Origin of the sequence: Serratia sp. JKS296 (assembly GCF_900215445.1) — a bacterium.
GTDB lineage: Bacteria > Pseudomonadota > Gammaproteobacteria > Enterobacterales > Enterobacteriaceae > Serratia > Serratia marcescens.
The window spans coordinates 3,756,004-3,777,514 of sequence record NZ_OCMX01000001.1; the positions used below are offsets into that span (position 1 = coordinate 3,756,004).

The following is a 21,511-nucleotide window of genomic DNA, read 5'->3' on the forward strand; positions in this document are numbered from 1 at the left end:
TCTGCGACATAATTAACCTTTTATTTCCATTAAGCCGTGACAGTGATTGCAGTCACAAAACAACAAATCTCTCTCCAATATTAGTCTATTTCTCGCGATGGGATCGTAAAGGTTGCGATTTTGTAGCAAAATGACCGCTTATGTTAAAATTGCATTGAGTGACAATAAGTTATGAAAAAAATCATCTTTGCCTCTGTCTTGGGACTCTCGGGAAACGCCATGGCCGCCGAAACGGTAAACATCACCCTGCTGGGCACCTCCGATCTGCACGGTACCTTCGTGCCTTGGGACTACGCCAGCGACACGGAAAACCTGGCGGGCAGCCTGAGCCAGATAGCCACTCAGGTCAAAAAGGTGCGCGCCGAGCAGCCTAACCTGATCCTGGTGGACGCCGGCGACACTATTCAGGGCAACTTCGTTGAAACCTTCAAGCATGAGGCCATCAGCCCGATGATGCTGGGCCTCAATGCGCTCAATTACGACGTCTGGGTGATGGGCAATCACGAGTTCGACTTCGGCCTGCCGGTGCTGGCCACCCCGCTCAAGCAGTTCAAGGGCGCGGCGCTGGCGGGCAACATCGTCTGGGACAACGGCAAGCCTTATCTGCCGGCCTACACCATCCTCGAACGTCAGGGCGTGAAGATCGGCATTATCGGCATGGACACGCCGATGACCGCTGAATTCGCCAAGGGCACCGATCGCATCAAAGGGCTGAACTTCACCGATCCGGTGCAGGCGGTGAAACAGGTCATCAAACAAATCGACGGCCAGGTCGACGCCATCGTACTGGTGGCGCATATGGGCATCGACAACGAGAACCAGCGCCCGGGCACCGGCGTGGCCGACATTGCCAACGCCAACCCGGAACTGGCGGCAATCGTCGCCGGCCACATGCATGTGAAGATCGACAAGGCGGTGGTCAACGGCGTCATCATCACCGAACCGGACAAATACGGCCGCGCGCTGTCACGCATCGATCTGCAATTTGAACGCCGCGACGGCAAATTCACGCTGATCGACAAAAACAGCTACACCTACCCGATCAAAGGGCTGACGCCGGACAGCGCCATGCAGGCTCTCTACCAGCCGTATCATGACATTTTGCGCGCCAACGCCAACCGGGTGGTGGCGAAGCTGAGCGGCAGCGATCTGGTGCCTGCCGACGAGTTCCGCGGCATTCCTCAGGTGCACGTGCAGGATACCGGCATCAGCGCGCTGTTCCAGCAGGCCGCCCGTCACTACGCACCGCAGGCGCAGGTGATCGCTCTGCAGATCGACAACGATCGCGCCAAACTGGACGTCGGCGACATCAAGGCCAAGGATATCGCCTTTAACTACCAATACGCCGGCGGCGAGATCACCGTTTATCAACTTAACGGTAAAGCGCTTAAACGCTATATGGAGTGGTCCGCCGGCTACTTCAATCAGCTGCAGCCGGGCGACGTCACCTACAGCTTTAACCCGGCGCGGCGTTCGTCCAAATATTCCACCAACGATTTCTTCGATGGCGTCACCTATACCATTGATCTGCGCCAACCCGCCGGTTCGCGCATCGTCGATCTGCGCCTGGCGGACGGCACGCCGGTCACCGACGACATGCCGATCCGTCTGGGCATGAACAGTTACCGCATGGGCCACCTGACGCAAAAGGGCGGCGCGCTGGAAGGGCAATCCTTCCCGGTGCTGTTCGACAGCAAAGCGCAATACGGTGAAGAAGAAGGCACCATTCGCCACCTGGCCCTGCGCTACCTGACGGAAGTGAAACACGGCCAATACCAGGGCGTACCGCCGCAGCGCTGGAAACTGGTTGGCATGGAAGGATACGAACCGCAGCGGGCGATCGTCAAACGGCTGCTTAATGAAGGCGTTATCCAGGTACCGACCACCGACGACGGGCGCTACACCAACGTCGCCTCGATCAACGTCAAAGACGCGCTGTTCAGCAACGCCGACGATTACCGCGCCGCCCTCACCTCGCTGGATCAACAGCGGCAAACTGCCGTGGATCCGGTGCAGCAGCGCCGCCTGCAGGATCGGATCGCGCTGATCAAAGCACTCAACGACTTCTGATCTTCGCCCATAAAAAAGGCCACCCAATGGGTGGCCAAACATGTCGAGATATTATTATTTCGTACTAAGATCTTAGCGCTTCAGCACCGCTTTTACCGCGTCGCCGATGTCCGCCAAGCTGCGAACGGTTTTCACGCCCGCCGCTTCCAGCGCAGCAAACTTCTCGTCCGCCGTGCCTTTGCCGCCGGCGATGATGGCGCCCGCGTGGCCCATACGCTTGCCTTTCGGCGCGGTCACGCCGGCGATGTAACCGACAACCGGTTTGGTGACGTGTTCTTTGATGTAAGCTGCCGCTTCTTCTTCAGCGCTGCCGCCGATCTCACCGATCATCACGATCGCTTCGGTCTGCGGATCCTGCTGGAACATCTTCAGGATATCGATGAAGTTGGAGCCCGGGATCGGGTCGCCGCCGATGCCCACGCAGGTGGACTGGCCCAGACCGGCATCGGTGGTTTGTTTCACCGCTTCATAGGTCAGGGTACCGGAGCGGGAAACGATGCCCACTTTGCCCGGCAGGTGGATGTGGCCAGGCATGATGCCGATTTTGCACTCGCCCGGGGTGATCACGCCAGGGCAGTTCGGCCCAATCATGCGCACGCCGGCTTCGTCCAGCTTCACTTTCACGGTCAGCATGTCCAGGGTCGGGATGCCTTCGGTGATGGTGATGATCAATTTGATGCCGGCATCGATCGCTTCCAGAATGGAGTCTTTGCAGAACGGCGCTGGAACGTAAATGACGGAGGCCGTCGCGCCGGTCGCTTCAACCGCTTCGCGCACGGTGTTGAACACCGGCAGACCCAGGTGCTGAGTGCCGCCTTTGCCTGGGGTGACGCCACCAACCATTTTGGTGCCGTAAGCGATAGCTTGTTCGGAGTGGAAAGTCCCCTGGCTACCGGTGAAGCCCTGGCAAATTACTTTGGTGTTTTTATCGATTAAGATGGACATTATTTACCCTCCACTGCTGCAACAACTTGCTGAGCCGCATCAGTCAGGCTGGTCGCAGCAATGATATTCAGGCCGCTGTCCGCCAGTTTCTTGGCGCCCAGTTCGGCGTTGTTCCCTTCCAGGCGCACCACGACCGGGACGTTAACGCCCACTTCAGCCACTGCGCCGATGATGCCGTCGGCGATCAGATCGCAACGAACGATACCACCGAAGATGTTAACCAGAACCGCTTTCACCTTGTCGTCGGACAGGATGATTTTGAACGCTTCGGTCACGCGCTCTTTGGTCGCGCCGCCGCCTACGTCCAGGAAGTTGGCCGGCTCGCCGCCGTGCAGTTTAACGATGTCCATGGTGCCCATCGCCAGACCTGCGCCGTTCACCATGCAGCCGATGTTGCCGTCGAGGGCAACGTAGTTCAGCTCCCACTGGGCCGCACGGGATTCACGCTCATCTTCCTGAGAAGGGTCACGCATTTCACGCAGTTCAGGCTGACGGAACAGGGCGTTACCGTCGGCGCCCAGTTTGCCGTCCAGGCACACCAGATCGCCCTGCTTGGTGATCACCAGCGGGTTGATCTCAACCATCGCCAGGTCGCGCTCCAGGAACAGCGTCGCCAGGCCCATGAAGATCTTGGCGAACTGGCTGACTTGCTTGCCGGTCAGGCCCAGTTTGAAAGCCAGCTCACGGCCCTGATAAGGCTGTGGACCCGCCAGCGGATCGATGGTCATTTTGTGGATCAGTTCAGGGGTTTCTTCCGCCACTTTCTCGATTTCCACGCCGCCTTCGGTAGACGCCATGAATACGATGCGACGGGTCGCGCGGTCTACGACGGCGCCCAGGTACAGTTCTTTATCGATGTCGGTCGCCGCTTCAACCAGGATCTGGTTAACCGGCTGGCCCAGCGCGTCAGTCTGGTAAGTCACCAGACGCTTGCCCAACCAGGCTTCCGCGAAAGCACGGATATCTTCTTTGCTGTTGACGACTTTAACGCCGCCCGCTTTACCGCGGCCGCCAGCATGAACCTGACATTTCACCACCCACGGGCCGGAGCCGATTTTGGATGCGGCTTCTTCTGCTTCACGCGGAGTGGTACAGGCGTAACCGGTCGGTGCCGGCATGCCATACCGAGCAAACAGCTGTTTTGCCTGATATTCGTGTAAATTCATGATGTTCTATCCATTCAGTTCTGAAGGTTTTTAGCCGGACCATTATTACGCGGTAAACCGCATGGTTTTCCGGCCACATAGCACAGAGTGCGGGCGCGGCACGCCGCGCCCGGCAAGGGTTACTAGACGTCCAGCAGCAGACGAGCCGGATCTTCCAGCATCTCTTTGACCGTCACCAGATAACCGACGGATTCTTTACCGTCGATCAGGCGGTGGTCATAAGACAGCGCCAGATACATCATCGGCTGGATCACCACCTGACCATTGACCGCCATTGGGCGATCTTTGATGGCGTGCATGCCCAGGATGGCGCTCTGCGGCGGGTTGATGATCGGAGTGGACATCAGGGAGCCGAATACGCCGCCGTTGGTAATGGTGAAATTACCGCCGGTCAGCTCTTCCACGGTCAGTTTGCCGTCGCGGCCCTTAACGGCCAGCTCTTTGATTTTCTTCTCGATGTCAGCCATGCTCATGGCGTCCACATCGCGCAGTACCGGCGTCACCAGGCCGCGCGGGGTAGAAACCGCGATGCTGATGTCGAAGTAGTTGTGGTAAACCACGTCGGAACCGTCGATCGACGCGTTCACTTCCGGGAAGCGCTTCAGCGCTTCAACCACCGCCTTGATGTAGAAGGACATGAAGCCCAGACGCACGCCGTGACGCTTCTCGAAGGCTTCGCCGTACTGCTTGCGCAGATCCATGATCGGCTGCATGTTGATTTCGTTGAAGGTGGTCAGCATCGCGGTGCTGTTCTTCGCTTCCAGCAGACGCTCAGCGACGCGTTTGCGCAGGCGAGTCATCGGCACGCGTTTTTCGCTACGGCCGGCCAGAGCAGGCTGCGGTGCGGCTTCAGCGGCGGCGGCCGGTTTGGCGGCGGCGCCGCCTTTGGCCAGGTGCGCTTCCACGTCTTCACGCGTGATGCGGCCACCCACGCCGGTGCCTTTGATGGCGCCGGCATCGAGGTCGTGTTCGGCGATCAGGCGGCGAATCGCCGGGCTGAGCGCGTCATTGCTTTCTTCTTCCAGGCTCGCGGTCGCGCGCTGTGCAGGCGTGGACTCTTTCTCCTGGCTCTTCTCGGCGGTCGGTTTGCCGGAGCTGTCGCCTGGGCGGATGCGGCCGAGCAGCTGGCGAGACAGTACGGTCGCGCCCTCTTCTTCCACGATAGCATCGAGAATGCCCGCTTCACTGGCCGGCACTTCCAACACCACTTTGTCGGTTTCGATTTCAACCAGGACTTCATCACGCTGCACGCTGTCGCCCGGCTTTTTGTGCCAGGTGGCTACGGTCGCATCGGCAACCGATTCAGGAAGGTCAGGAACCAGAATATCTACGCTACTCATTTAGCTTTCCCTTAAGTTTTTTATCATCTGCTTGCCGGCCCCACGGCCGGCAAGCGAGCGAACATTAGTCAATATTCAGCGCGTCGTTCACCAGAGCCTGCTGCTGCTTCTGGTGTACGGACATATAGCCCACCGCCGGAGAAGCGGAGGCCGGACGTCCTGCGTAACGTAAAGAAGCCCCGAACGGCACCACTTCACGGAAGTTGTGCTGGCTGCAGTACCAGGCGCCCTGGTTCAGCGGCTCTTCCTGACACCAGACGAAATCATGCACGTGCGAGTATTGCTCCAGCACGGCCTGCACGGCCTGATGCGGGAACGGATACAGCTGCTCGATGCGCACGATGGCCACGTCTTTCTGCTCGTTCTTGCGACGCTGTTCCAGCAGGTCGTAGTAGACCTTGCCGGAGCACAGCACGACGCGCTTGACCGCTTTCGGATCCAAGTCGTCGATCTCGCCGATCGCCGGCAGGAAGGTGCCGTTGGCCAGCTCGTCCAGCGAAGAAATCGCCAGCGGATGACGCAGCAGCGACTTCGGCGACATCACCACCAACGGACGGCGCATACCGCGCAGCGCCTGACGACGCAGCATATGGTAAACCTGCGCCGGCGTAGACGGGACGCACACCTGCATGTTCTGCTCTGCGCACAGCTGCAGATAGCGTTCCAGACGCGCGGAAGAGTGCTCAGGGCCCTGGCCTTCATAGCCGTGCGGCAGCAGCATCACCAGGCCGCACATACGGCCCCATTTTTGCTCGCCGGAGCTGATGAACTGGTCGATAACGACCTGCGCGCCGTTGGCGAAGTCGCCGAACTGCGCTTCCCAGATGGTCAGCGTACGCGGTTCCGCCGTGGCGTAGCCGTATTCGAACGCCAGCACCGCTTCTTCAGACAGCACGGAGTCCCAGACCTTGAATTCGCCCTGGCCGCTGTGGATATTCGCCAGCGGAACGTAGACCGAACCGTTTTTCTGGTTGTGCACCACCGCGTGACGGTGGAAGAAGGTGCCGCGGCCGGCGTCTTCGCCGGAGATGCGGATTGGAATGCCTTCATCCGCCATGGTGGCGTAGGCCAGCGTTTCGGCGGCGCCCCAGTCGAACGGCTTGTTGCCTGCGGCCATCTCGGCGCGGTCAGCGTAGATTTTCGCCACGCGCGACTGCATTTCGATCGCTTCCGGCACGGTGCTGATGCGGCGTGCCAGCTCCTGCAGGCGCTTCATCTCAACCTTGCTCGGGTACTCTTCGTCCCACTCGTGGTTCAGGTACGGTGACCAGGTGAAGGAGTGCAGGTTCATCGGACGCCACTCTTCAACCACGCAATCGCCGCGGTCGAGCGCGTCGCGGTACAGGTTGACCATTTCCGTGGCATCTTCCAGGCTGGCCACTTTCTGCTCGGTCAGCACGTCAGCATAGATTTTGCGCGGCGTAGGGTGTTTCTTGATCTTCTGATACATCACCGGCTGGGTGGCGCTCGGCTCGTCGGCCTCGTTGTGCCCATGGCGACGGTAGCAGACCAGATCGATCATCACGTCACGCTTAAAGGTGTTACGGAAATCCAACGCCAGGCGGGTGACGAAGGCCACGGCCTCCGGATCGTCCGCATTAACGTGGAAGATCGGCGACTGAACCATTTTGGCGATGTCGGTGCAGTATTCGGTAGAGCGCGCATCCAGCGGGTTGGAGGTGGTGAAGCCAACCTGGTTGTTGATGACGATACGCACGGTGCCGCCCACTTCGTAGCCGCGGGCCTGAGACATGTTCAGGGTTTCCTGAACCACGCCCTGGCCGGTGATGGCGGCGTCGCCGTGGATGGTGATCGGCAGCACCATGTTGCTGCGCGCTTCGTCCAGACGATCGCGACGGGCGCGAACCGACCCCATGACCACCGGGCTGACGATCTCCAGGTGCGACGGGTTGAACGCCAGCGCCAGGTGAACCATGCCGCCTTCGGTTTCCACGTCGGAAGAGAAGCCCTGGTGATATTTCACGTCACCGGTGCCGAGGTGTTCTTTATGCTTGCCGGCGAATTCGTCGAACAGATCGGCCGGCTTTTTGCCCAGCACGTTGATCAGCACGTTCAGACGGCCGCGGTGGGCCATGCCCAACACCACTTCGCGCGTGCCGTTCTTGCCGGCGTGGCGCACCATCTCTTTCAGCATCGGCACCAGCGCGTCGCCGCCTTCCAGCGAGAAGCGTTTGGCGCCCGGGAATTTGGCGCCCAGGTAACGTTCCAGGCCTTCCGCCGCGGTCAGCTCGTTCAGGAAACGGCGTTTTTCGTCGGCGGTAAAGCTGGCGCGCCCCACCACCGACTCGATACGCTGCTGGATCCAGCGTTTCTCTTCGGTGTTGGTGATGTGCATGTACTCAGCACCGATCGACCCGCAATAGGTCTGCTTCAGCGCGGCATACAGATCGCCCAGCTTCATGGTTTCTTTGCCGATGGCGAAAGAGCCCACGTTGAAGGTTTCCTGGAAATCGGCTTCGGTCAGGTTGTGGTAAGCGGGATCAAGGTCAGGAACTTGCTCGCGCTGCCACAGGCCAAGCGGATCGAGGTTGGCATGCTGATGCCCGCGGAAGCGGAAGGCGTTGATCAGCTGCAGTACCTTGACCTGTTTGGCGTCGGTTTCCGGATCGGTGATGGTGGTGTTGTAGCGCGCGGAGTCTTTCGCCAGGCGGCGGAAGTAATCGCGCGTTTGAGAGTGAAGCTGATCGGGTTTGACACCCGCGGTTGGTAGCTGTTGAAAAATGGAACGCCAGCTATCTTCAACGGAACCCGGATCGGTTAAGAAGTCTTCATAGAGCTGCTCTATGTAAGACTGGTTCGCGCCCGCCAGATAGGAGGAATCCAGCCAGGCCTTCATTGCGCCGTTCTGCATCATGATCCCTTAAGCTTTGAAGCTTTAGTTTTCGCCGTGGTTAACATAATTACCGTGATGAATACGGTTTGCCGTAAAACGGTTCACTCGACGTACTTGCGGCCATGACGGCCCGATACGTTCTGTTATGGACCTTGCGGTCCCTTACAAGGAACCTCTAAAAACCGGCGGAAGAACCAGGCTGCATAGCGCCGCAGCCGCGGGTCAGTTTTTAGAGGTTCCCTCCCCTATGGGATGTGCGCCGGAAAAGAGCCCGGCGCAGCATCTCATTCCGTTTATGCGCCGCGTTGCAGCAGCATGGACTTGATATGCCCGATCGCACGCGTCGGGTTCAAGCCTTTAGGGCATACACTGACACAATTCATAATGCTATGGCAGCGGAAAACACTAAAAGCGTCGTCCAGATCATCTAAACGTTCTTGCGTTTCCGTGTCACGGCTGTCGATCAGGAAGCGATACGCCGCCAACAGACCGGCTGGGCCGATGAACTTGTCCGGGTTCCACCAGAACGATGGGCAAGAGGTTGAACAGCAGGCGCACAGGATGCACTCGTACAGACCGTCCAACTTGGCGCGCTGCTCCGGCGATTGCAGGTGCTCGCGCGCCGGCGGGTTCTTGCCGTCGTTCAGCAGGTATGGCTTGATCTTTTCATATTGGGTATAGAACTGGCCCATATCCACCACCAGATCGCGCACCACCGGCAGGCCCGGCAGCGGACGGATCACGATCTTGCCGTTGCCTTTGCGCAGCGACGAAACCGGAGTGATGCACGCGAGGCCGTTTTTACCGTTCATGTTCAGGCCGTCGGAACCGCACACGCCTTCGCGGCATGAGCGACGGAACGACAGGGTCGGGTCTTTTTCTTTCAGCTGGATCAACGCATCCAGCAGCATCATGTCGCGACCTTCTTCCGCTTCCAGGGTGTAATCCTGCATGTGCGGCGCGTCGTCGACATCCGGATTGTAGCGATAAATGGAAAATTCGAGTTTCATCTGTCGATCTCCGCAATTAGTAAGAACGCACTTTCGGCGGGAATGCCGGGCGCAGCTTCGGTTGCATGTTCACTTCACGACGCGTCATGCTTTCCGATTGCGGCAGATACAGCGAATGGCACAGCCAGTTGGCGTCATCGCGTTCCGGATAGTCGAAGCGGCTGTGCGCGCCACGGCTCTCGGTACGGAAGTTGGCCGACACGGCGGTGGAATACGCGGTCTCCATCAGGTTATCCAACTCCAGACATTCGATGCGCTGGGTGTTGAACTCGCTGGAGGTATCGTCCAGGCGTGCGTTCTTCAGACGTTCACGGATCACTTTCAGTTCTTCCAGGCCCTTAGCCATCGCATCGCCTTCGCGGAATACCGAGAAGTTGTGCTGCATGCAAGACTGCAGCGCTTTGCGAATTTCGACCGGGTCTTCGCCGGAACGGGTGTTGTTCCAACGATTCAGACGGTCCAGCGAGGCTTCCACGTCGGAGTCGCTGGCGTCACGGCTCACGCCCTGCTCTTCCAGCGATTCCTGCAGGTGCATGCCGGCGGAACGGCCGAACACCACCAGGTCGAGCAGCGAGTTGCCGCCCAGGCGGTTGGCGCCGTGCACCGATACGCAGGCGATTTCGCCCACGGCGAACAGCCCCGGGATCACCACGTCTTCGCCCTTCTCGTTCACGGTCAGCGCCTGGCCGGTCACCTTGGTCGGAATGCCGCCCATCATATAGTGACAGGTTGGGATAACCGGGATCGGCTCTTTCACCGGATCGACGTGCGCGAAGGTGCGGGACAGTTCCAGAATGCCCGGCAGACGGGATTCCAGCACCTCTTTGCCCAGGTGATCCAGCTTCAGCTTGGCGTGCGGGCCCCAAGGACCGTCGCAGCCGCGGCCTTCGCGGATTTCGATCATGATCGAACGGGCAACCACGTCGCGGCCCGCCAGATCTTTGGCGTTCGGCGCATAACGCTCCATGAAGCGCTCGCCGTGCTTGTTCAGCAGGTAACCGCCTTCGCCGCGGCAGCCTTCGGTCACCAGCACGCCCGCGCCGGCGATGCCGGTCGGGTGGAACTGCCACATTTCCATGTCCTGCACCGGCACGCCGGCGCGCAGCGCCATGCCGACACCGTCGCCGGTGTTGATGTGGGCGTTGGTGGTGGACTGGTAAATGCGGCCTGCGCCGCCGGTCGCCAGCACGGTGGCCTTGGCTTTGAAGTAAACCACTTCACCGGTTTCGATGCAGATAGCCGTGGTGCCGACCACCGCGCCGTCCTGGTTTTTCACCAGATCAAGCGCATACCACTCGGAGAAGATGGTGGTGTGGTTTTTCAGGTTCTGTTGGTACAGGGTGTGCAGCAGCGCATGGCCGGTACGGTCGGCTGCGGCTGCGGTACGCGCCGCCTGCTCGCCGCCGAAGTTCAGCGACTGGCCGCCGAACGGGCGCTGATAAATGCGGCCGTCGTCCAGACGAGAGAACGGCAGGCCCATGTGTTCCAGTTCCAGAATCGCTTCCGGGCCGGTTTTACACATATATTCGATGGCGTCCTGGTCACCGATATAGTCGGAACCTTTCACCGTGTCGTACATATGCCATTCCCAGTTGTCCTCGTGGCTGTTGCCAAGCGCGACGGTAATGCCGCCCTGTGCGGACACGGTATGGGAACGGGTCGGGAAAACTTTGGACAGCAGGGCACAGGTCGAGCCCGCTTGGGAAATTTGCAGCGCGGCACGCATGCCCGCACCGCCGGCGCCGATTACGACGGCATCAAACTCTCTGACTGGCAGTTTCATTTAAGCACCCCACACTACGATTGTTCCGTACAGTAAATAGACCAGCAACGCGACCACGACAGCCAGCTGCAACACCAGGCGAACCGCCAGCGGCTTGACGTAGTCCGTCAGCACCTGCCACAGCCCGATCCAGGCGTGCACCAGAATCGACAGCAAGGTCAGCAGAGTGAACACTTTCGTAATGGAAGTGGCGAAGAAACCGCGCCAGATGTCATAAGTGAGTTCCGGAGCCGTGACGAAAAAGCCCAGGATATACAGGACGTACAGGGTGATGATGATCGCGGAAGCACGCAGCAGCAGCCAATCGTGCACGCCGTTGCGCCCTAATGCAGAAACGTTGTTTACCATACGAGGACTCCAGCCAGAACTGACAGCACGACGGTCAGACCGATCGCCACCTGGGCGGAACGGGTACCGGCGGCCAAACTCTCTTCGATGTAGCCAAAATCCATTAACAAGTGACGGATGCCACCGCAAATGTGATAGGCCAGCGCCGTGAGGATGCCCCAGAATATGAATTTGACGATGAAGCTATTCATGATGGCGGCCGCCTGCAGGAACCCCTCTTGGGAAGAGAGTGACAGGCCCAGCAGCCAGAGGAGGATACCCACGGCAACGAAGGTAATTACGCCAGAGACTCGGTGTAAGATAGACGCTATCGCAGTTACGGGGAACCGGATCGTTTGCAGATCCAAGTTGACAGGTCGTTGTTTTTTCACGTATTTGCCCACACAGCTCTTATTATTTTCCTTCCTCCGGGCCTGGGCGGGGATCAGACAGCGTTAAGAGCCTAAAACCCTTACACGTCACGCGCTCAAACATCAACATCCTCTGTGCTCAAACGGCGCGCATTTATAACGCTGGGTGCTCCTACTTCAGGGTAATCCGGAGACCTGGCGGCAGTATAGGAGGATCACATTCTGATTACAATTCTCATACAACCGCTTTGATAACATTTCCCCCGAACAGTGATTCAGATCACGGATTTCACAATTAGTGCAAAATTAATTATCTGATTTGACAAGAGATCAACATTTCCATTACATATAGGGGCACAAACGGTCCTATGATGCGCTATGGGTCAGCAGATACACTTCCTCCCGGGTTCGAGTTATGCAACAGTGTATTTGGCGAACCTATCCCAATAGCCGTTGTTTCCCGCTCGAGTTTGCCGGCGTCAAAAGCAAATAAAGCACATAAAAACAGATTATTGGGATAGGTTCACATCTCTTCGAACAGCTCATAGGTAAGATTAACAGACTATAACGAATTACTCTGAATCGTTAACAACTGGTCACCCGTCTCGTTCGCCTGGTCAGCACTCTGTACCCTACCCGCGCACAGTTGCGCAGTCGCTCACAGAGTTAGCGTCCGCACCATTTTTTGCGGACAACCTGCAGAGATTTAAGGTATTTCAGTTGTTAGTGGTTTTTAAAATAAGGCGCTAAGGAGACAGTAAATGACTGATAAGAAAGCGACGCTAACCATTAACGACAGCGAAGCTCCGATCGAACTGGGCGTATTGACACCGACACTGGGCCCTGATGTCCTCGATGTCCGCGCCCTGGGTTCCAAAGGTTATTTCACATTTGATCCCGGCTTTACCTCCACCGCTTCTTGCGAATCCAAGATTACCTTCATCGACGGCGACAAAGGCGTGCTGCTGCACCGCGGCTTCCCTATCGAGCAGCTGGCGAAAGAATCTTCCTACCTGGAAGTGTGCTACATCCTGCTGTACGGCGAGACCCCAACGCCAGAAGAATTCGAAACCTTCAAGACCACCGTAACCCGCCATACCATGATCCACGACCAGATCACCCATCTGTTCCGTGGCTTCCGCCGCGACTCGCACCCGATGGCGGTGCTGTGCGGCGTGACCGGCGCGCTGGCGGCGTTCTACCACGATGCGCTGGACGTCAACAACGAGCGTCACCGTGAAATCACCGCGTTCCGCCTGCTGTCCAAAATGCCGACCGTGGCCGCGATGTGCTACAAATACTCCCTGGGCCAGCCGTTCGTTTATCCGCGCAACGATCTGTCCTACGCCGGCAACTTCCTGCACATGATGTTCGCCACTCCGTGCGAAGAATACGTGGTGAACCCGGTGCTGGAACGCGCCATGGACCGCATCCTGATCCTGCACGCCGACCATGAGCAGAACGCCTCTACCTCAACCGTGCGCACCGCCGGCTCTTCCGGCGCCAACCCGTTCGCCTGCATCGCGGCCGGCATCGCCTCCCTGTGGGGGCCGGCGCACGGCGGCGCCAACGAAGCGGCGCTGAAAATGCTGGAAGAGATCAAGACCGTCGAGCACATTCCGGAATTCATCAAGCGCGCCAAGGACAAGAATGACTCCTTCCGCCTGATGGGCTTCGGCCACCGCGTATACAAGAACTACGATCCGCGCGCCACCGTGATGCGCGAAACCTGTCACGAAGTGCTGAAAGAGCTGAACAAGAAGGACGACAACCTGCTGCAGGTGGCGATGGAGCTGGAACACATCGCGCTGAACGACCCGTACTTCATCGAGAAGAAACTGTACCCGAACGTCGACTTCTACTCCGGCATCATCCTGAAGGCGATGGGCATTCCTTCTTCCATGTTCACCGTGATCTTCGCCATCGCGCGCACCATCGGCTGGATCGCCCACTGGAACGAAATGCACGACGAAGGCATCAAAATTGCCCGTCCGCGTCAGCTGTACACCGGCTATGCCGAGCGTGATTTCAAATCCCAGCTGAAAAACAAGTAAGCCACTTTCCTGGCTGAAACCGTACAGCGCCGCCCCTTCGGGCGGCGTTTTTTTTTTTTGGTTATTTCTGGCAGCCCGGGCACCAATAAAACGGCCGCGACGACAGGTCGGTACGCACGATCATCCCACCGCAGCGTTCGCACGGCTCACCGCTGCGATGAAACACCTTGAAGCGAAACAGCGCGCCGTGATGCCGGTTGTCATCCGCCTGCCCGCGCGTCTGGTAGGAAAGGCGCGGCACCGCCAGCGACGCCTCCGCCAGGCGCCGCAGCACCTCTGGCGCCAGATCCTGCGGTTTGTGCTGCGGCGCCAACTCGGCCTGCCACAGGATTTCGGCGCGCAGATAGTTGCCCAATCCGGCAAGAAACGCCTGGTCGAGCAGCATGCCACCCAGCTGCCGGCGGCGAAAACGCGGCGTCAGCAAACGCTCCTGCACCTCATCCACCGTCAGCGACATGTCCAACACGTCGGGGCCGATGCGTTGCAAAAACGGGTGTTGTTCTATTTCCTCGCGCGGCCCGAGGGTAATGTCGGAAGCGCTGTAGAGCAATATCGCGCTGCGAGCGGTTTCCAGCCGCACCCGCAGTTCGCGTTTGGTCTCCGGCGTCTCCCCCGCCGCCGCCACTTTCCACACGCCATACAGCTGGTTATGGCTGTACATCGTCAGCCCGTTGGAGAAATGGGTCAGCAGCGCCTTGCCGCGCGGCTCGATGGCGACGATGCGCTCGCCGAGCAAACGCTGGCGGTAGTGCTTCAACTGGGGAAAAGCGAAATCGACGGCGGTCAGCGGCTGATCGATCACCGCCGCCGCCAGTTTGTCCGCCGCCCGGCGGATCTCCGGTCCTTCCGGCATAGACCACTCCTTGCGTAGACCCGGCGCAACCCGGTGCGCCGGGAGTGTTCTTGATTAATGCGTCGCGCCGCCCACCACTTTCAGATCGTGTTCCACCTGCAAAGCGATGGAAACGGCCAGCTCCAATGCAAACAGCACCGTCGAAGCCGCCATGCTCGGCGCGCCGGGGTGTGCCGCCGCCTGCTCAGGCAGATACGGGATATGGATAAAACCGCCCTTCACCTCGCGTTGGCCGCTCAAACGGTGCAGCAGCCCATACATCACATGGTTGCACACGTAGGTGCCGGCAGTCTGCGAAACGGCGGCCGGAATGCCGGCCTCGCGCATCGAACTCACCATCGCTTTGATCGGCAAAGTGCTGAAATAGGCCGCCGGACCGCCGGCGACGATCGGTTCGTCCACCGGCTGCTGCCCCTGATTGTCGGGGATACGCGCGTCGTCGACGTTGATCGCCACCCGTTCAATCGTGATGTCGGTGCGGCCGCCGGCCTGGCCGATAGCCAGTACCATCACCGGCTGCACCTCGTCGATCGCCGCGTTGAGCGCCTCCAGCGCCGCGCCGAACACGCACGGCAGCTGGCGCGCCACAATGCGCGTGCCGACCAGTTCCATATCGTTGAGCTGCTTCACCACTTCCCAGGAGGGATTGAGGCGCTCACCACCAAACGGCTCGAAGCCGGTGATCAATACTTTTTGCATCCTTACTCCTACAGGAACATCAGGAAATACAGCAGGAACACGTTAACCAACAGCAACAGCACGCCGGTCGGCACCTGCGCCTTGATCACCGCATTCTTGTCCGGCAACTCCAGCAGCGCCGCCGGCACAATGTTGAAGTTCGCCGCCATCGGCGTCATCAGGGTGCCGCAATAGCCGGAGAACATGCCGATCGCCGCCATCACCGCCGGGTTGCCGCCGTGTTGCAGCACCAGGATCGGAATGCCGATGCCTGCGGTGACGATCGGGAACGCGGCGAAGGCGTTGCCCATCACCATGGTCAGCACCGCCATACCGATAGCGTAGACCGCCACGGCGATAAAGCGGTTATCCACCGCCAGATACTCCTGGGTCAAATGCGAGATTGCGGTGCCGACGCCGGCGACGGTAAACAGCAACCCCAGTGTGGCGAGGATCTGCGGCAGAATGAACGCCCAGCCGATCGAATCCAGCAGGCGCCGCGCTTCCTGTATCGGCTGCAGGGCCTTCTCATGGGTCATTTTCACCGCGATCGCCAGACCGATCAGGCAGCCGACGGTCATCGAGAACAGGGTGATCAGCGTCGCGTGGTTACCGCTGCCGAACACCGCGCTTTGCAACGCCGGCACGTTGTTGAACAGCAGCACGCCGATCACCGTCACGACCGGGATCGCCAACGCGGGGATAAACAGCTTGTTGCCCAAACGCTTGGCGCTGGCCTCGCGCTCCTGCGGCGTTCGCTGATGATAGCTGCCGAGGCGCACGCCGCCGAAGCCGGCGATCAGGGCCATCACCACCACCACCCCGCCAACGATGATATGCAGCATGCGTTTCTCGTTGCTGCCTTCGCCGAGCACGTCGCCCAGCAGGCGGTAAGTCCAGTCGCCGACCAGGAATACCAGGCCGTACAGCCCCCAAAACAGCCCGGTGGTGATGCGGCGCGGGTTGGCGCGATCGCGGAAGGACATCACCGCCACAATCAGCAACACCGCGCCGGCCAGCCAGTAGAGATATTGTTGCTGGAAGTTCATCGCGCCTCCCCCTTCGCCTGCAGCGCCGCCTGATTCAGCTGCGCCAGCTCGGCGCTCAGCTGTTTATCCATCCGATACAGCCGGAACGCGTGGATCAGGAAAGCGAAAATGGCGGTCGGAATGCCCCACAGCGCGATATGCAGCGGCTCGGTCTGAATGCCGCCGGACTCCAGCATAAAGTTATGCATGAAGATGATCGCGCCGAAGGCCACGAAAATATCCTCGCCGAAGAACAGCCCGACGTTGTCGGTCGCGGCCGACATGGCGCGCAGGCGGTGGCGGGTGCGCTCTGGCAGCTCGCCGTAGCGGTTTTCCGTCGCCCCTTCCGCCATCGGCGCCAGCAGCGGCCGCACCATCTGCGGGTGCCCACCCAGGCTGGTCAGCCCCATCGCTGCGGTGATCTCGCGCACGAACAGGTACACGATCAGCAAACGGCCGGCGGTGGCGCTTTTGATCTTGGCGATCCACGCCTGCGCCCGCTCTTTCAGCCCGTGTCGTTCCAGCAGGCCGATCACCGCCAGCGGCAACAGCAGGATCAGCGGCAGGTTGCGGGTATTGAGAAAGCCCTCGCCGAGCTTTTCCAGAATGACGTCCAGCGGCATTAGCGCCGCCAGACCGGTGATGATGCCGGCGGCGATCACCACCAGCACCGGATTGAAACGCAATACAAACCCGACCACGATCGCAGCGATGCCGATCAGTGGCCAGAGATTCACGGCCTGTTCCATAGTCTTCCCTCAATATTTTCTAATAGTTTTTTGCTTGTGATGTTGTGTCTTGCTTTATTGCTCCGCGCTGACGCGGATGCCCTGCTGAACAAAACTGTCCCGCAGCTTGCGCGCATACGCCAGCGCATGCTCGCCGTCCCCGTGCAGGCAGACGGTTTCCGCCTGTACGGCGGCCCAGACGCCATCCACGCTGCGAACCCGGTGATGGCGCACCATCTCCAGCGTTTGCGCCAGCGCCTGTTCGTCGTCCTCGATCAGCGCCCCCGGCAAACCGCGCGGCACCAGCGTGCCATCGGCCTGATAGCCGCGATCGGCGAACACCTCTTGCCGGGTGGTCAGGCCAAGTTGTTCCCCGGCGCGGATCAGCGCGCTGCCGGCCAGCCCCACCAGCCGCAGCGCCGGATCGACCGCCTGCACCGCCCGAGCGATCGCTTCCGCCAGCGCCGGCTCAACCGCCGCCTGGTTGTACAGCATGCCGTGCGGCTTAACGTGCACCATCACTCCGCCCTCGGCGCGGGCGATGGCCGCCAGCGCCCCGAGCTGATACACCACCTGCGCGTAGACCGTTTCCGGCGGCAGCTGCATGCGGGTCCGGCCGAAGTTCTCCCGATCGGGAAAACTCGGGTGGGCGCCAATCGCCACGCCGTATTGCAATGCCCAGCGCACCGACTGACGCATGGTCTGCGCATCGCCGGCGTGGAAGCCGCAGGCGATGTTGGCCGAACTCACCAATTGCAGCAGCGCCTGGTCGTTGGCGCAGCCTTCGCCGAGATCGGCGTTCAAATCAACGATCATGTAACCCCCAGGCAATCTGTCGAAGGAAGAGATCCTGCTCGGCCTTGGCGCGCTGCGCCTCGGCCAATGAGCAGAGAACGAAGTGGATCGGTTCGCCGAGACGGACCTGCGCCAGATGGTAGAGATCGGCTTCGATCACGCAGGCGATGCGCGGGTAACCGCCGGTGGTTTGCGCATCAGCCATCAGCACGATCGGCTGGCCGTTGTGCGGCACCTGCACCACGCCGGGCATCAGGCCGTGCGACAGCATCTCTCTCTCAGTGGTGCGCGCCAGCGGCGTGCCGCCATGCAGGCGGTAGCCCATGCGGTTGCTCTGCGGGCTGAGCTGCCAGGCGGTGCGCCAGAACGTGTCCTGCGCCTCTTCGCTGAACTCGGCGTACTCCGGCCCCGGCAAAGCACGGATGCGGTTGGTGAACAGCAGCTGTTTCACGCCGCAGGAATGTTGCGGTTGAGCGGCAGAGTTGCCCAGCGGCAGCCGATCGCCGTCCTTCAGGTTACGGCCTTCGTGGCCGCCAAAGGCAGCTTTCATGTCGGTGCTGCACGATCCCAGCATTTCCGGCACGGCAATACCGCCCGAGATCGCCAGGTAGCTGCGCATGCCGCGTTTCGGCGTGCCCAGCGCCAGCCGCTGCCCCTTTTTCACCGGATAGCGCCAGCCGGTCCACAGCGGCTTGCCGTCCAGCTGCGCGTCGCAGCCGGCGCCGGTCAGGGCGATCCAGCCTGCGCGGGTAAACTCGGCGCTGAACTGGCCGAGGGTGATCTCCAGCCCGGCGGCCTCCGGCGCATTGCCCACCAGCAGGTTGGCGATCTTCAGCGCCGGTTGATCCAGCGCTCCGCCGGTGCTGATGCCCAGACGGCGGAATCCCTCGCGGCCCAAATCCTGCACCGTGGTATAGATGCCGGCGCGCAGAATAATCAGCATACGCCCTCCTTCTGCGGCACAAAGCGTACGTTATCGCCCGGACGCAGCAGCGTCGGCGGCATTTCATGCGGATTGAACAACGCCAACGGCGTGCGGCCGATCAGCTGCCAGCCGCCGGGCGTCACCAGCGGATAGATGCCGGTCTGGCCGCCGCCGATGCCGACGGAGCCGGCCGCCACCGCCAGACGCGGTTCAGCGCGGCGCGGCGTCGCCAGTTGTTCCGGCATGCCGCCCAAATAGGAGAAGCCCGGCTGAAAGCCGAGAAAATAGACCACATAGGCCGCCGCCGCGTGGCATTCCACCACCTGTTGCGGCGTCATGCCGGTATGGCGCGCCACCTCATCCAGGTCGGGGCCCTGTTCCCCGCCGTAGACAACCGGAATATCCACCTGGCGCGACTCCGGCGTCAGGCGCTCTTTGCTTTCCCAGCCCTGCTGCACCAACGCCAGCATCGCTTCGGCGTCGGCCTGCGGCGTATGCAGCAACAGCGTCAGGTTGTTCATCCCCGGCACCACTTCCCGCACGTCGGGATGGTGATTCAGCTTTTCCGCCAGCGCCCAGATGCGCTGCTGGCTCTGCAACGTCACCGGCGGCGACAGTTCAAGCACTACCGCTCTTTCACCCAACAGGTAATAACGCGCTTGTTGCACCCTTATTCTCCTTATTATTATCGCGCTGAAAAACACACCAGTTATGCGTGACGCGGCCCCGGCTGTCAATAGAGCGCAACCATAAGGAAAATAAGGAAATAGCGCGATAAAAGGATTCAGCCGGCGCACAGGCCGGGCTGGATCCGGGGAAGAAAAAAATCAGGCGGGATTCGGGATATCGATAAAGGTCACATCAAAGCCGTGGTGCTGGGCCAGCCACTCACCCAACGCTTTCACGCCGCCGCGCTCGGTGGCGTGGTGACCGGCGGCGAAGAAATGTACGCCCATTTCACGCGCGCTGTGAATGGTCTGCTCAGACACTTCACCGCTGATGAACGCATCGACGCCGAAACGCGCCGCGCTGTCGATAAAACCCTGGCCGCCGCCGGTGCACCAGGCCACCCGGCGAATATGTTCAGGCGCGTTATCGCCGCAGTGCAGCACCGCGCGCCCCAGTCGGCTTTCGATACGCTGCTGCAGCGCTTCACCGGTCAGCGGCTGTTCAAATTCGCCGTGCGGCACCAGCGGCTCGACGTCGCCAATCACCCGGATGCCCAGCGCCTGCGCCAGCTGCGCGTTGTTGCCCAGCACCGGATGCGCGTCCAGCGGCAGGTGGTAGCCGTACAGATTGATATCGTGGGTCAGCAGCGTTTTCAGGCGATTGCGTTTCATGCCGCGCACCGCCGGCGCCTCGTTTTTCCAGAAATAGCCGTGGTGTACGATAATCGCGTCGGCCTGATGCGCCACCGCGGCGTCCAGCAGCGCCTGACAGGCGGTGACGCCGGTCACGATGCGCTGCACGTGCGGGCGGCCTTCTACCTGCAAACCGTTGGGGGCGTAGTCCTGAAATGCCGCGGCGTTCAGTTCCGTGTTGATCAGTTGTTCCAGATCGAGGTTACGCATTCTCTTCTCTCTTCATAGTCAAAATGTCTGCCGGTCGCCCTGCGCCATCAGGATGAATTTCACCCCCAGATCGTTGCCCTGCGTCAGCTGCTGCGCAATGGCGGCGCGCGCGTCTTCGCCCTGCTTCAGGCTGGGCTTGATGTGGCTGATGACCACCGGCAGACCCTTCAGCGAGCCTTCGCCGCCGCTGTACTGTGTCAGGTTCTTCAGCTCCTTCAGCAGCCAGGCCGGCGTCAAATGACCGTACAGATGTTTGTCCTCCATCCCGTTGGGGTAAGAGGTTTCGATAATCATGCCTTTGAGCTTTTTCTGCTCGACAAGCGGCCCCAGCGCGCGCCAGACGGTATCGAGATCGCGCGACTGCTCCACCTTATCCGGCCCGGTATCGCCGAAGTAGGCGAAGAACTCGTTACCGTTGGAAATCAGCAGCATCGACGACGGGTAGCGATCGTGGCTGAGCGGGTACATCACGCCGGTCAACCCGGTCAGCCCGAGGGTAAACCGCTGCTGCGGCCGCACCGTTTGCAGCCGGTAGGTGCCCAGCCGCGCACCGTTGCCGGCGTCGGTAAAGTTCGGCCAGGCCTTCCAGTTAAAGTAGTGATTACGCAGGGTCAGCACGGTGTCAGCCTGGGCGTAAACGGTTTTTTTATTGTCCTCGGGCGAGCCGACGATCAGCCCCGCCACGTGGTCCAGATGGCCGTGGCTGATGAAATAGCCGCCGATCAACTGCCGGAACACATGGCCCTGCGGCGTGTAAGGCGCGGCCAACTCGGCGGTCACCTGCGGGAAGCTGCCCTTCTCCAGCCCTTTGGCGATGCCCGGCAGCAGCGAACCGGCGTCCAGCGCCACATACTGCGGCTGATTGTCGCTGCGGATCAGGTAGGAAGTCAGGTTGCCGTCGCTGACGCCGCCGTCGACGCCCAGCGCCACCACGTCAAAGCCGGCGATCGCCAGCGCGGAATAGCCGCTCAGGCACAGGGCCAACACCTTTTTCATCATTGCGTCGCTCCTTG

Annotated in this window: 19 protein-coding genes; 2 read left to right on the top strand and 17 right to left on the bottom strand. The window is 60.4% G+C overall.

The window, feature by feature from the left end; translation table 11 throughout:
* Nucleotides 1-171: 171 nt before the first annotated feature.
* Entirely contained in the window at nucleotides 172-2,070 is a 1,899-nt protein-coding gene (locus CRO23_RS18045; RefSeq protein WP_097102598.1) for a bifunctional metallophosphatase/5'-nucleotidase, read from the top strand.
* Nucleotides 2,071-2,142: 72 nt separating this feature from the next.
* Here the strand turns inward: CRO23_RS18045 and sucD are convergent, their stop codons facing one another.
* The 8 genes from sucD to sdhC form a co-directional block, all read right to left on the bottom strand.
* Nucleotides 2,143-3,015: a succinate--CoA ligase subunit alpha gene (gene sucD, locus CRO23_RS18050; RefSeq protein WP_004939878.1), complete on the bottom strand. Its 873-nt coding sequence runs from the start codon at nucleotides 3,013-3,015 to the stop codon at nucleotides 2,143-2,145.
* Nucleotides 3,015-4,181 (bottom strand): ADP-forming succinate--CoA ligase subunit beta, encoded by a 1,167-nt coding sequence (sucC, locus tag CRO23_RS18055; protein WP_015376978.1) that lies wholly within the window; start codon nucleotides 4,179-4,181, stop codon nucleotides 3,015-3,017. The genes sucD and sucC overlap by 1 nt, the downstream gene beginning before the upstream one ends.
* A gap of 122 nt (nucleotides 4,182-4,303) precedes the next feature.
* Nucleotides 4,304-5,521, bottom strand: a complete 1,218-nt coding sequence (odhB, locus tag CRO23_RS18060; protein ID WP_015376977.1) for a 2-oxoglutarate dehydrogenase complex dihydrolipoyllysine-residue succinyltransferase — start codon at nucleotides 5,519-5,521, stop codon at nucleotides 4,304-4,306.
* A gap of 64 nt (nucleotides 5,522-5,585) precedes the next feature.
* Nucleotides 5,586-8,393 carry a 2-oxoglutarate dehydrogenase E1 component gene (gene sucA, locus CRO23_RS18065; RefSeq protein WP_025301881.1) on the bottom strand — a complete coding sequence of 936 codons (2,808 nt, stop codon included), beginning with the start codon at nucleotides 8,391-8,393 and terminating at the stop codon, nucleotides 5,586-5,588.
* A 275-nt stretch (nucleotides 8,394-8,668) separates the two neighbouring features.
* On the bottom strand, nucleotides 8,669-9,385 hold the full coding sequence (locus tag CRO23_RS18070) for a succinate dehydrogenase iron-sulfur subunit (RefSeq protein WP_015376975.1): 717 nt from the start codon (nucleotides 9,383-9,385) through the stop codon (nucleotides 8,669-8,671).
* 16 nt (nucleotides 9,386-9,401) lie between these two features.
* Nucleotides 9,402-11,168 carry a succinate dehydrogenase flavoprotein subunit gene (gene sdhA / locus CRO23_RS18075; RefSeq protein WP_015376974.1) on the bottom strand — a complete coding sequence of 589 codons (1,767 nt, stop codon included), beginning with the start codon at nucleotides 11,166-11,168 and terminating at the stop codon, nucleotides 9,402-9,404.
* Nucleotides 11,169-11,516 carry a succinate dehydrogenase membrane anchor subunit gene (sdhD, locus tag CRO23_RS18080; protein WP_004939891.1) on the bottom strand — a complete coding sequence of 116 codons (348 nt, stop codon included), beginning with the start codon at nucleotides 11,514-11,516 and terminating at the stop codon, nucleotides 11,169-11,171.
* Nucleotides 11,510-11,899 (bottom strand): succinate dehydrogenase cytochrome b556 subunit, encoded by a 390-nt coding sequence (gene sdhC / locus CRO23_RS18085; protein ID WP_004939893.1) that lies wholly within the window; start codon nucleotides 11,897-11,899, stop codon nucleotides 11,510-11,512. The genes sdhD and sdhC overlap by 7 nt, the downstream gene beginning before the upstream one ends.
* 728 nt (nucleotides 11,900-12,627) lie before the next feature.
* Here sdhC and CRO23_RS18090 point away from each other — a divergent pair.
* Nucleotides 12,628-13,920: a citrate synthase gene (locus tag CRO23_RS18090; RefSeq protein ID WP_016928730.1), complete on the top strand. Its 1,293-nt coding sequence runs from the start codon at nucleotides 12,628-12,630 to the stop codon at nucleotides 13,918-13,920.
* A 61-nt stretch (nucleotides 13,921-13,981) separates the two neighbouring features.
* Here the strand turns inward: CRO23_RS18090 and nei are convergent, their stop codons facing one another.
* The 9 genes from nei to CRO23_RS18135 form a co-directional block, all read right to left on the bottom strand.
* Nucleotides 13,982-14,773: an endonuclease VIII gene (gene nei / locus CRO23_RS18095; RefSeq protein ID WP_097102600.1), complete on the bottom strand. Its 792-nt coding sequence runs from the start codon at nucleotides 14,771-14,773 to the stop codon at nucleotides 13,982-13,984.
* Between the two features lie 54 nt (nucleotides 14,774-14,827).
* Nucleotides 14,828-15,472 (bottom strand): pyroglutamyl-peptidase I, encoded by a 645-nt coding sequence (gene pcp / locus CRO23_RS18100; protein WP_016928732.1) that lies wholly within the window; start codon nucleotides 15,470-15,472, stop codon nucleotides 14,828-14,830.
* Between the two features lie 8 nt (nucleotides 15,473-15,480).
* Nucleotides 15,481-16,500, bottom strand: a complete 1,020-nt coding sequence (locus CRO23_RS18105) for a DUF979 domain-containing protein (RefSeq protein ID WP_016928733.1) — start codon at nucleotides 16,498-16,500, stop codon at nucleotides 15,481-15,483.
* Nucleotides 16,497-17,228 (bottom strand): DUF969 domain-containing protein, encoded by a 732-nt coding sequence (locus tag CRO23_RS18110; protein ID WP_016928734.1) that lies wholly within the window; start codon nucleotides 17,226-17,228, stop codon nucleotides 16,497-16,499. The genes CRO23_RS18105 and CRO23_RS18110 overlap by 4 nt, the downstream gene beginning before the upstream one ends.
* A gap of 54 nt (nucleotides 17,229-17,282) precedes the next feature.
* Nucleotides 17,283-18,023, bottom strand: a complete 741-nt coding sequence (gene pxpA, locus CRO23_RS18115) for a 5-oxoprolinase subunit PxpA (RefSeq protein ID WP_016928735.1) — start codon at nucleotides 18,021-18,023, stop codon at nucleotides 17,283-17,285.
* Nucleotides 18,013-18,945, bottom strand: coding sequence for a 5-oxoprolinase subunit PxpC (pxpC, locus tag CRO23_RS18120; RefSeq protein WP_016928736.1), 933 nt, complete (start codon nucleotides 18,943-18,945; stop codon nucleotides 18,013-18,015). Before pxpC ends, pxpA begins: the two co-directional genes overlap by 11 nt.
* Nucleotides 18,939-19,595, bottom strand: a complete 657-nt coding sequence (pxpB, locus tag CRO23_RS18125; protein ID WP_097102602.1) for a 5-oxoprolinase subunit PxpB — start codon at nucleotides 19,593-19,595, stop codon at nucleotides 18,939-18,941. The genes pxpC and pxpB overlap by 7 nt, the downstream gene beginning before the upstream one ends.
* A 159-nt stretch (nucleotides 19,596-19,754) precedes the next feature.
* Nucleotides 19,755-20,498, bottom strand: a complete 744-nt coding sequence (locus CRO23_RS18130; RefSeq protein ID WP_016928738.1) for a type 2 GTP cyclohydrolase I — start codon at nucleotides 20,496-20,498, stop codon at nucleotides 19,755-19,757.
* Between the two features lie 18 nt (nucleotides 20,499-20,516).
* Nucleotides 20,517-21,497 (bottom strand): MBL fold metallo-hydrolase, encoded by a 981-nt coding sequence (locus CRO23_RS18135; RefSeq protein WP_016928739.1) that lies wholly within the window; start codon nucleotides 21,495-21,497, stop codon nucleotides 20,517-20,519.
* Nucleotides 21,498-21,511 lie beyond the last annotated feature (14 nt).

What these genes read in the sequence shown, in the direction of transcription:
- CRO23_RS18090 (WP_016928730.1), top strand. Translation starts at nt 12,628, where the DNA reads ATGACTGATAAGAAAGCGACGCTAACCATTAACGACAGCGAAGCTCCG.
- pxpC (WP_016928736.1), bottom strand. Translation starts at nt 18,945, where the DNA reads ATGCTGATTATTCTGCGCGCCGGCATCTATACCACGGTGCAGGATTTG.
- nei (WP_097102600.1), bottom strand. Translation starts at nt 14,773, where the DNA reads ATGCCGGAAGGACCGGAGATCCGCCGGGCGGCGGACAAACTGGCGGCG.
- CRO23_RS18130 (WP_016928738.1), bottom strand. Translation starts at nt 20,498, where the DNA reads ATGCGTAACCTCGATCTGGAACAACTGATCAACACGGAACTGAACGCC.
- CRO23_RS18045 (WP_097102598.1), top strand. Translation starts at nt 172, where the DNA reads ATGAAAAAAATCATCTTTGCCTCTGTCTTGGGACTCTCGGGAAACGCC.
- odhB (WP_015376977.1), bottom strand. Translation starts at nt 5,521, where the DNA reads ATGAGTAGCGTAGATATTCTGGTTCCTGACCTTCCTGAATCGGTTGCC.
- CRO23_RS18105 (WP_016928733.1), bottom strand. Translation starts at nt 16,500, where the DNA reads ATGAACTTCCAGCAACAATATCTCTACTGGCTGGCCGGCGCGGTGTTG.
- sucA (WP_025301881.1), bottom strand. Translation starts at nt 8,393, where the DNA reads ATGCAGAACGGCGCAATGAAGGCCTGGCTGGATTCCTCCTATCTGGCG.
- pxpA (WP_016928735.1), bottom strand. Translation starts at nt 18,023, where the DNA reads ATGATCGTTGATTTGAACGCCGATCTCGGCGAAGGCTGCGCCAACGAC.
- CRO23_RS18110 (WP_016928734.1), bottom strand. Translation starts at nt 17,228, where the DNA reads ATGGAACAGGCCGTGAATCTCTGGCCACTGATCGGCATCGCTGCGATC.
- sucD (WP_004939878.1), bottom strand. Translation starts at nt 3,015, where the DNA reads ATGTCCATCTTAATCGATAAAAACACCAAAGTAATTTGCCAGGGCTTC.
- CRO23_RS18070 (WP_015376975.1), bottom strand. Translation starts at nt 9,385, where the DNA reads ATGAAACTCGAATTTTCCATTTATCGCTACAATCCGGATGTCGACGAC.
- sdhA (WP_015376974.1), bottom strand. Translation starts at nt 11,168, where the DNA reads ATGAAACTGCCAGTCAGAGAGTTTGATGCCGTCGTAATCGGCGCCGGC.
- sucC (WP_015376978.1), bottom strand. Translation starts at nt 4,181, where the DNA reads ATGAATTTACACGAATATCAGGCAAAACAGCTGTTTGCTCGGTATGGC.
- sdhD (WP_004939891.1), bottom strand. Translation starts at nt 11,516, where the DNA reads ATGGTAAACAACGTTTCTGCATTAGGGCGCAACGGCGTGCACGATTGG.
- CRO23_RS18135 (WP_016928739.1), bottom strand. Translation starts at nt 21,497, where the DNA reads ATGATGAAAAAGGTGTTGGCCCTGTGCCTGAGCGGCTATTCCGCGCTG.
- pcp (WP_016928732.1), bottom strand. Translation starts at nt 15,472, where the DNA reads ATGCAAAAAGTATTGATCACCGGCTTCGAGCCGTTTGGTGGTGAGCGC.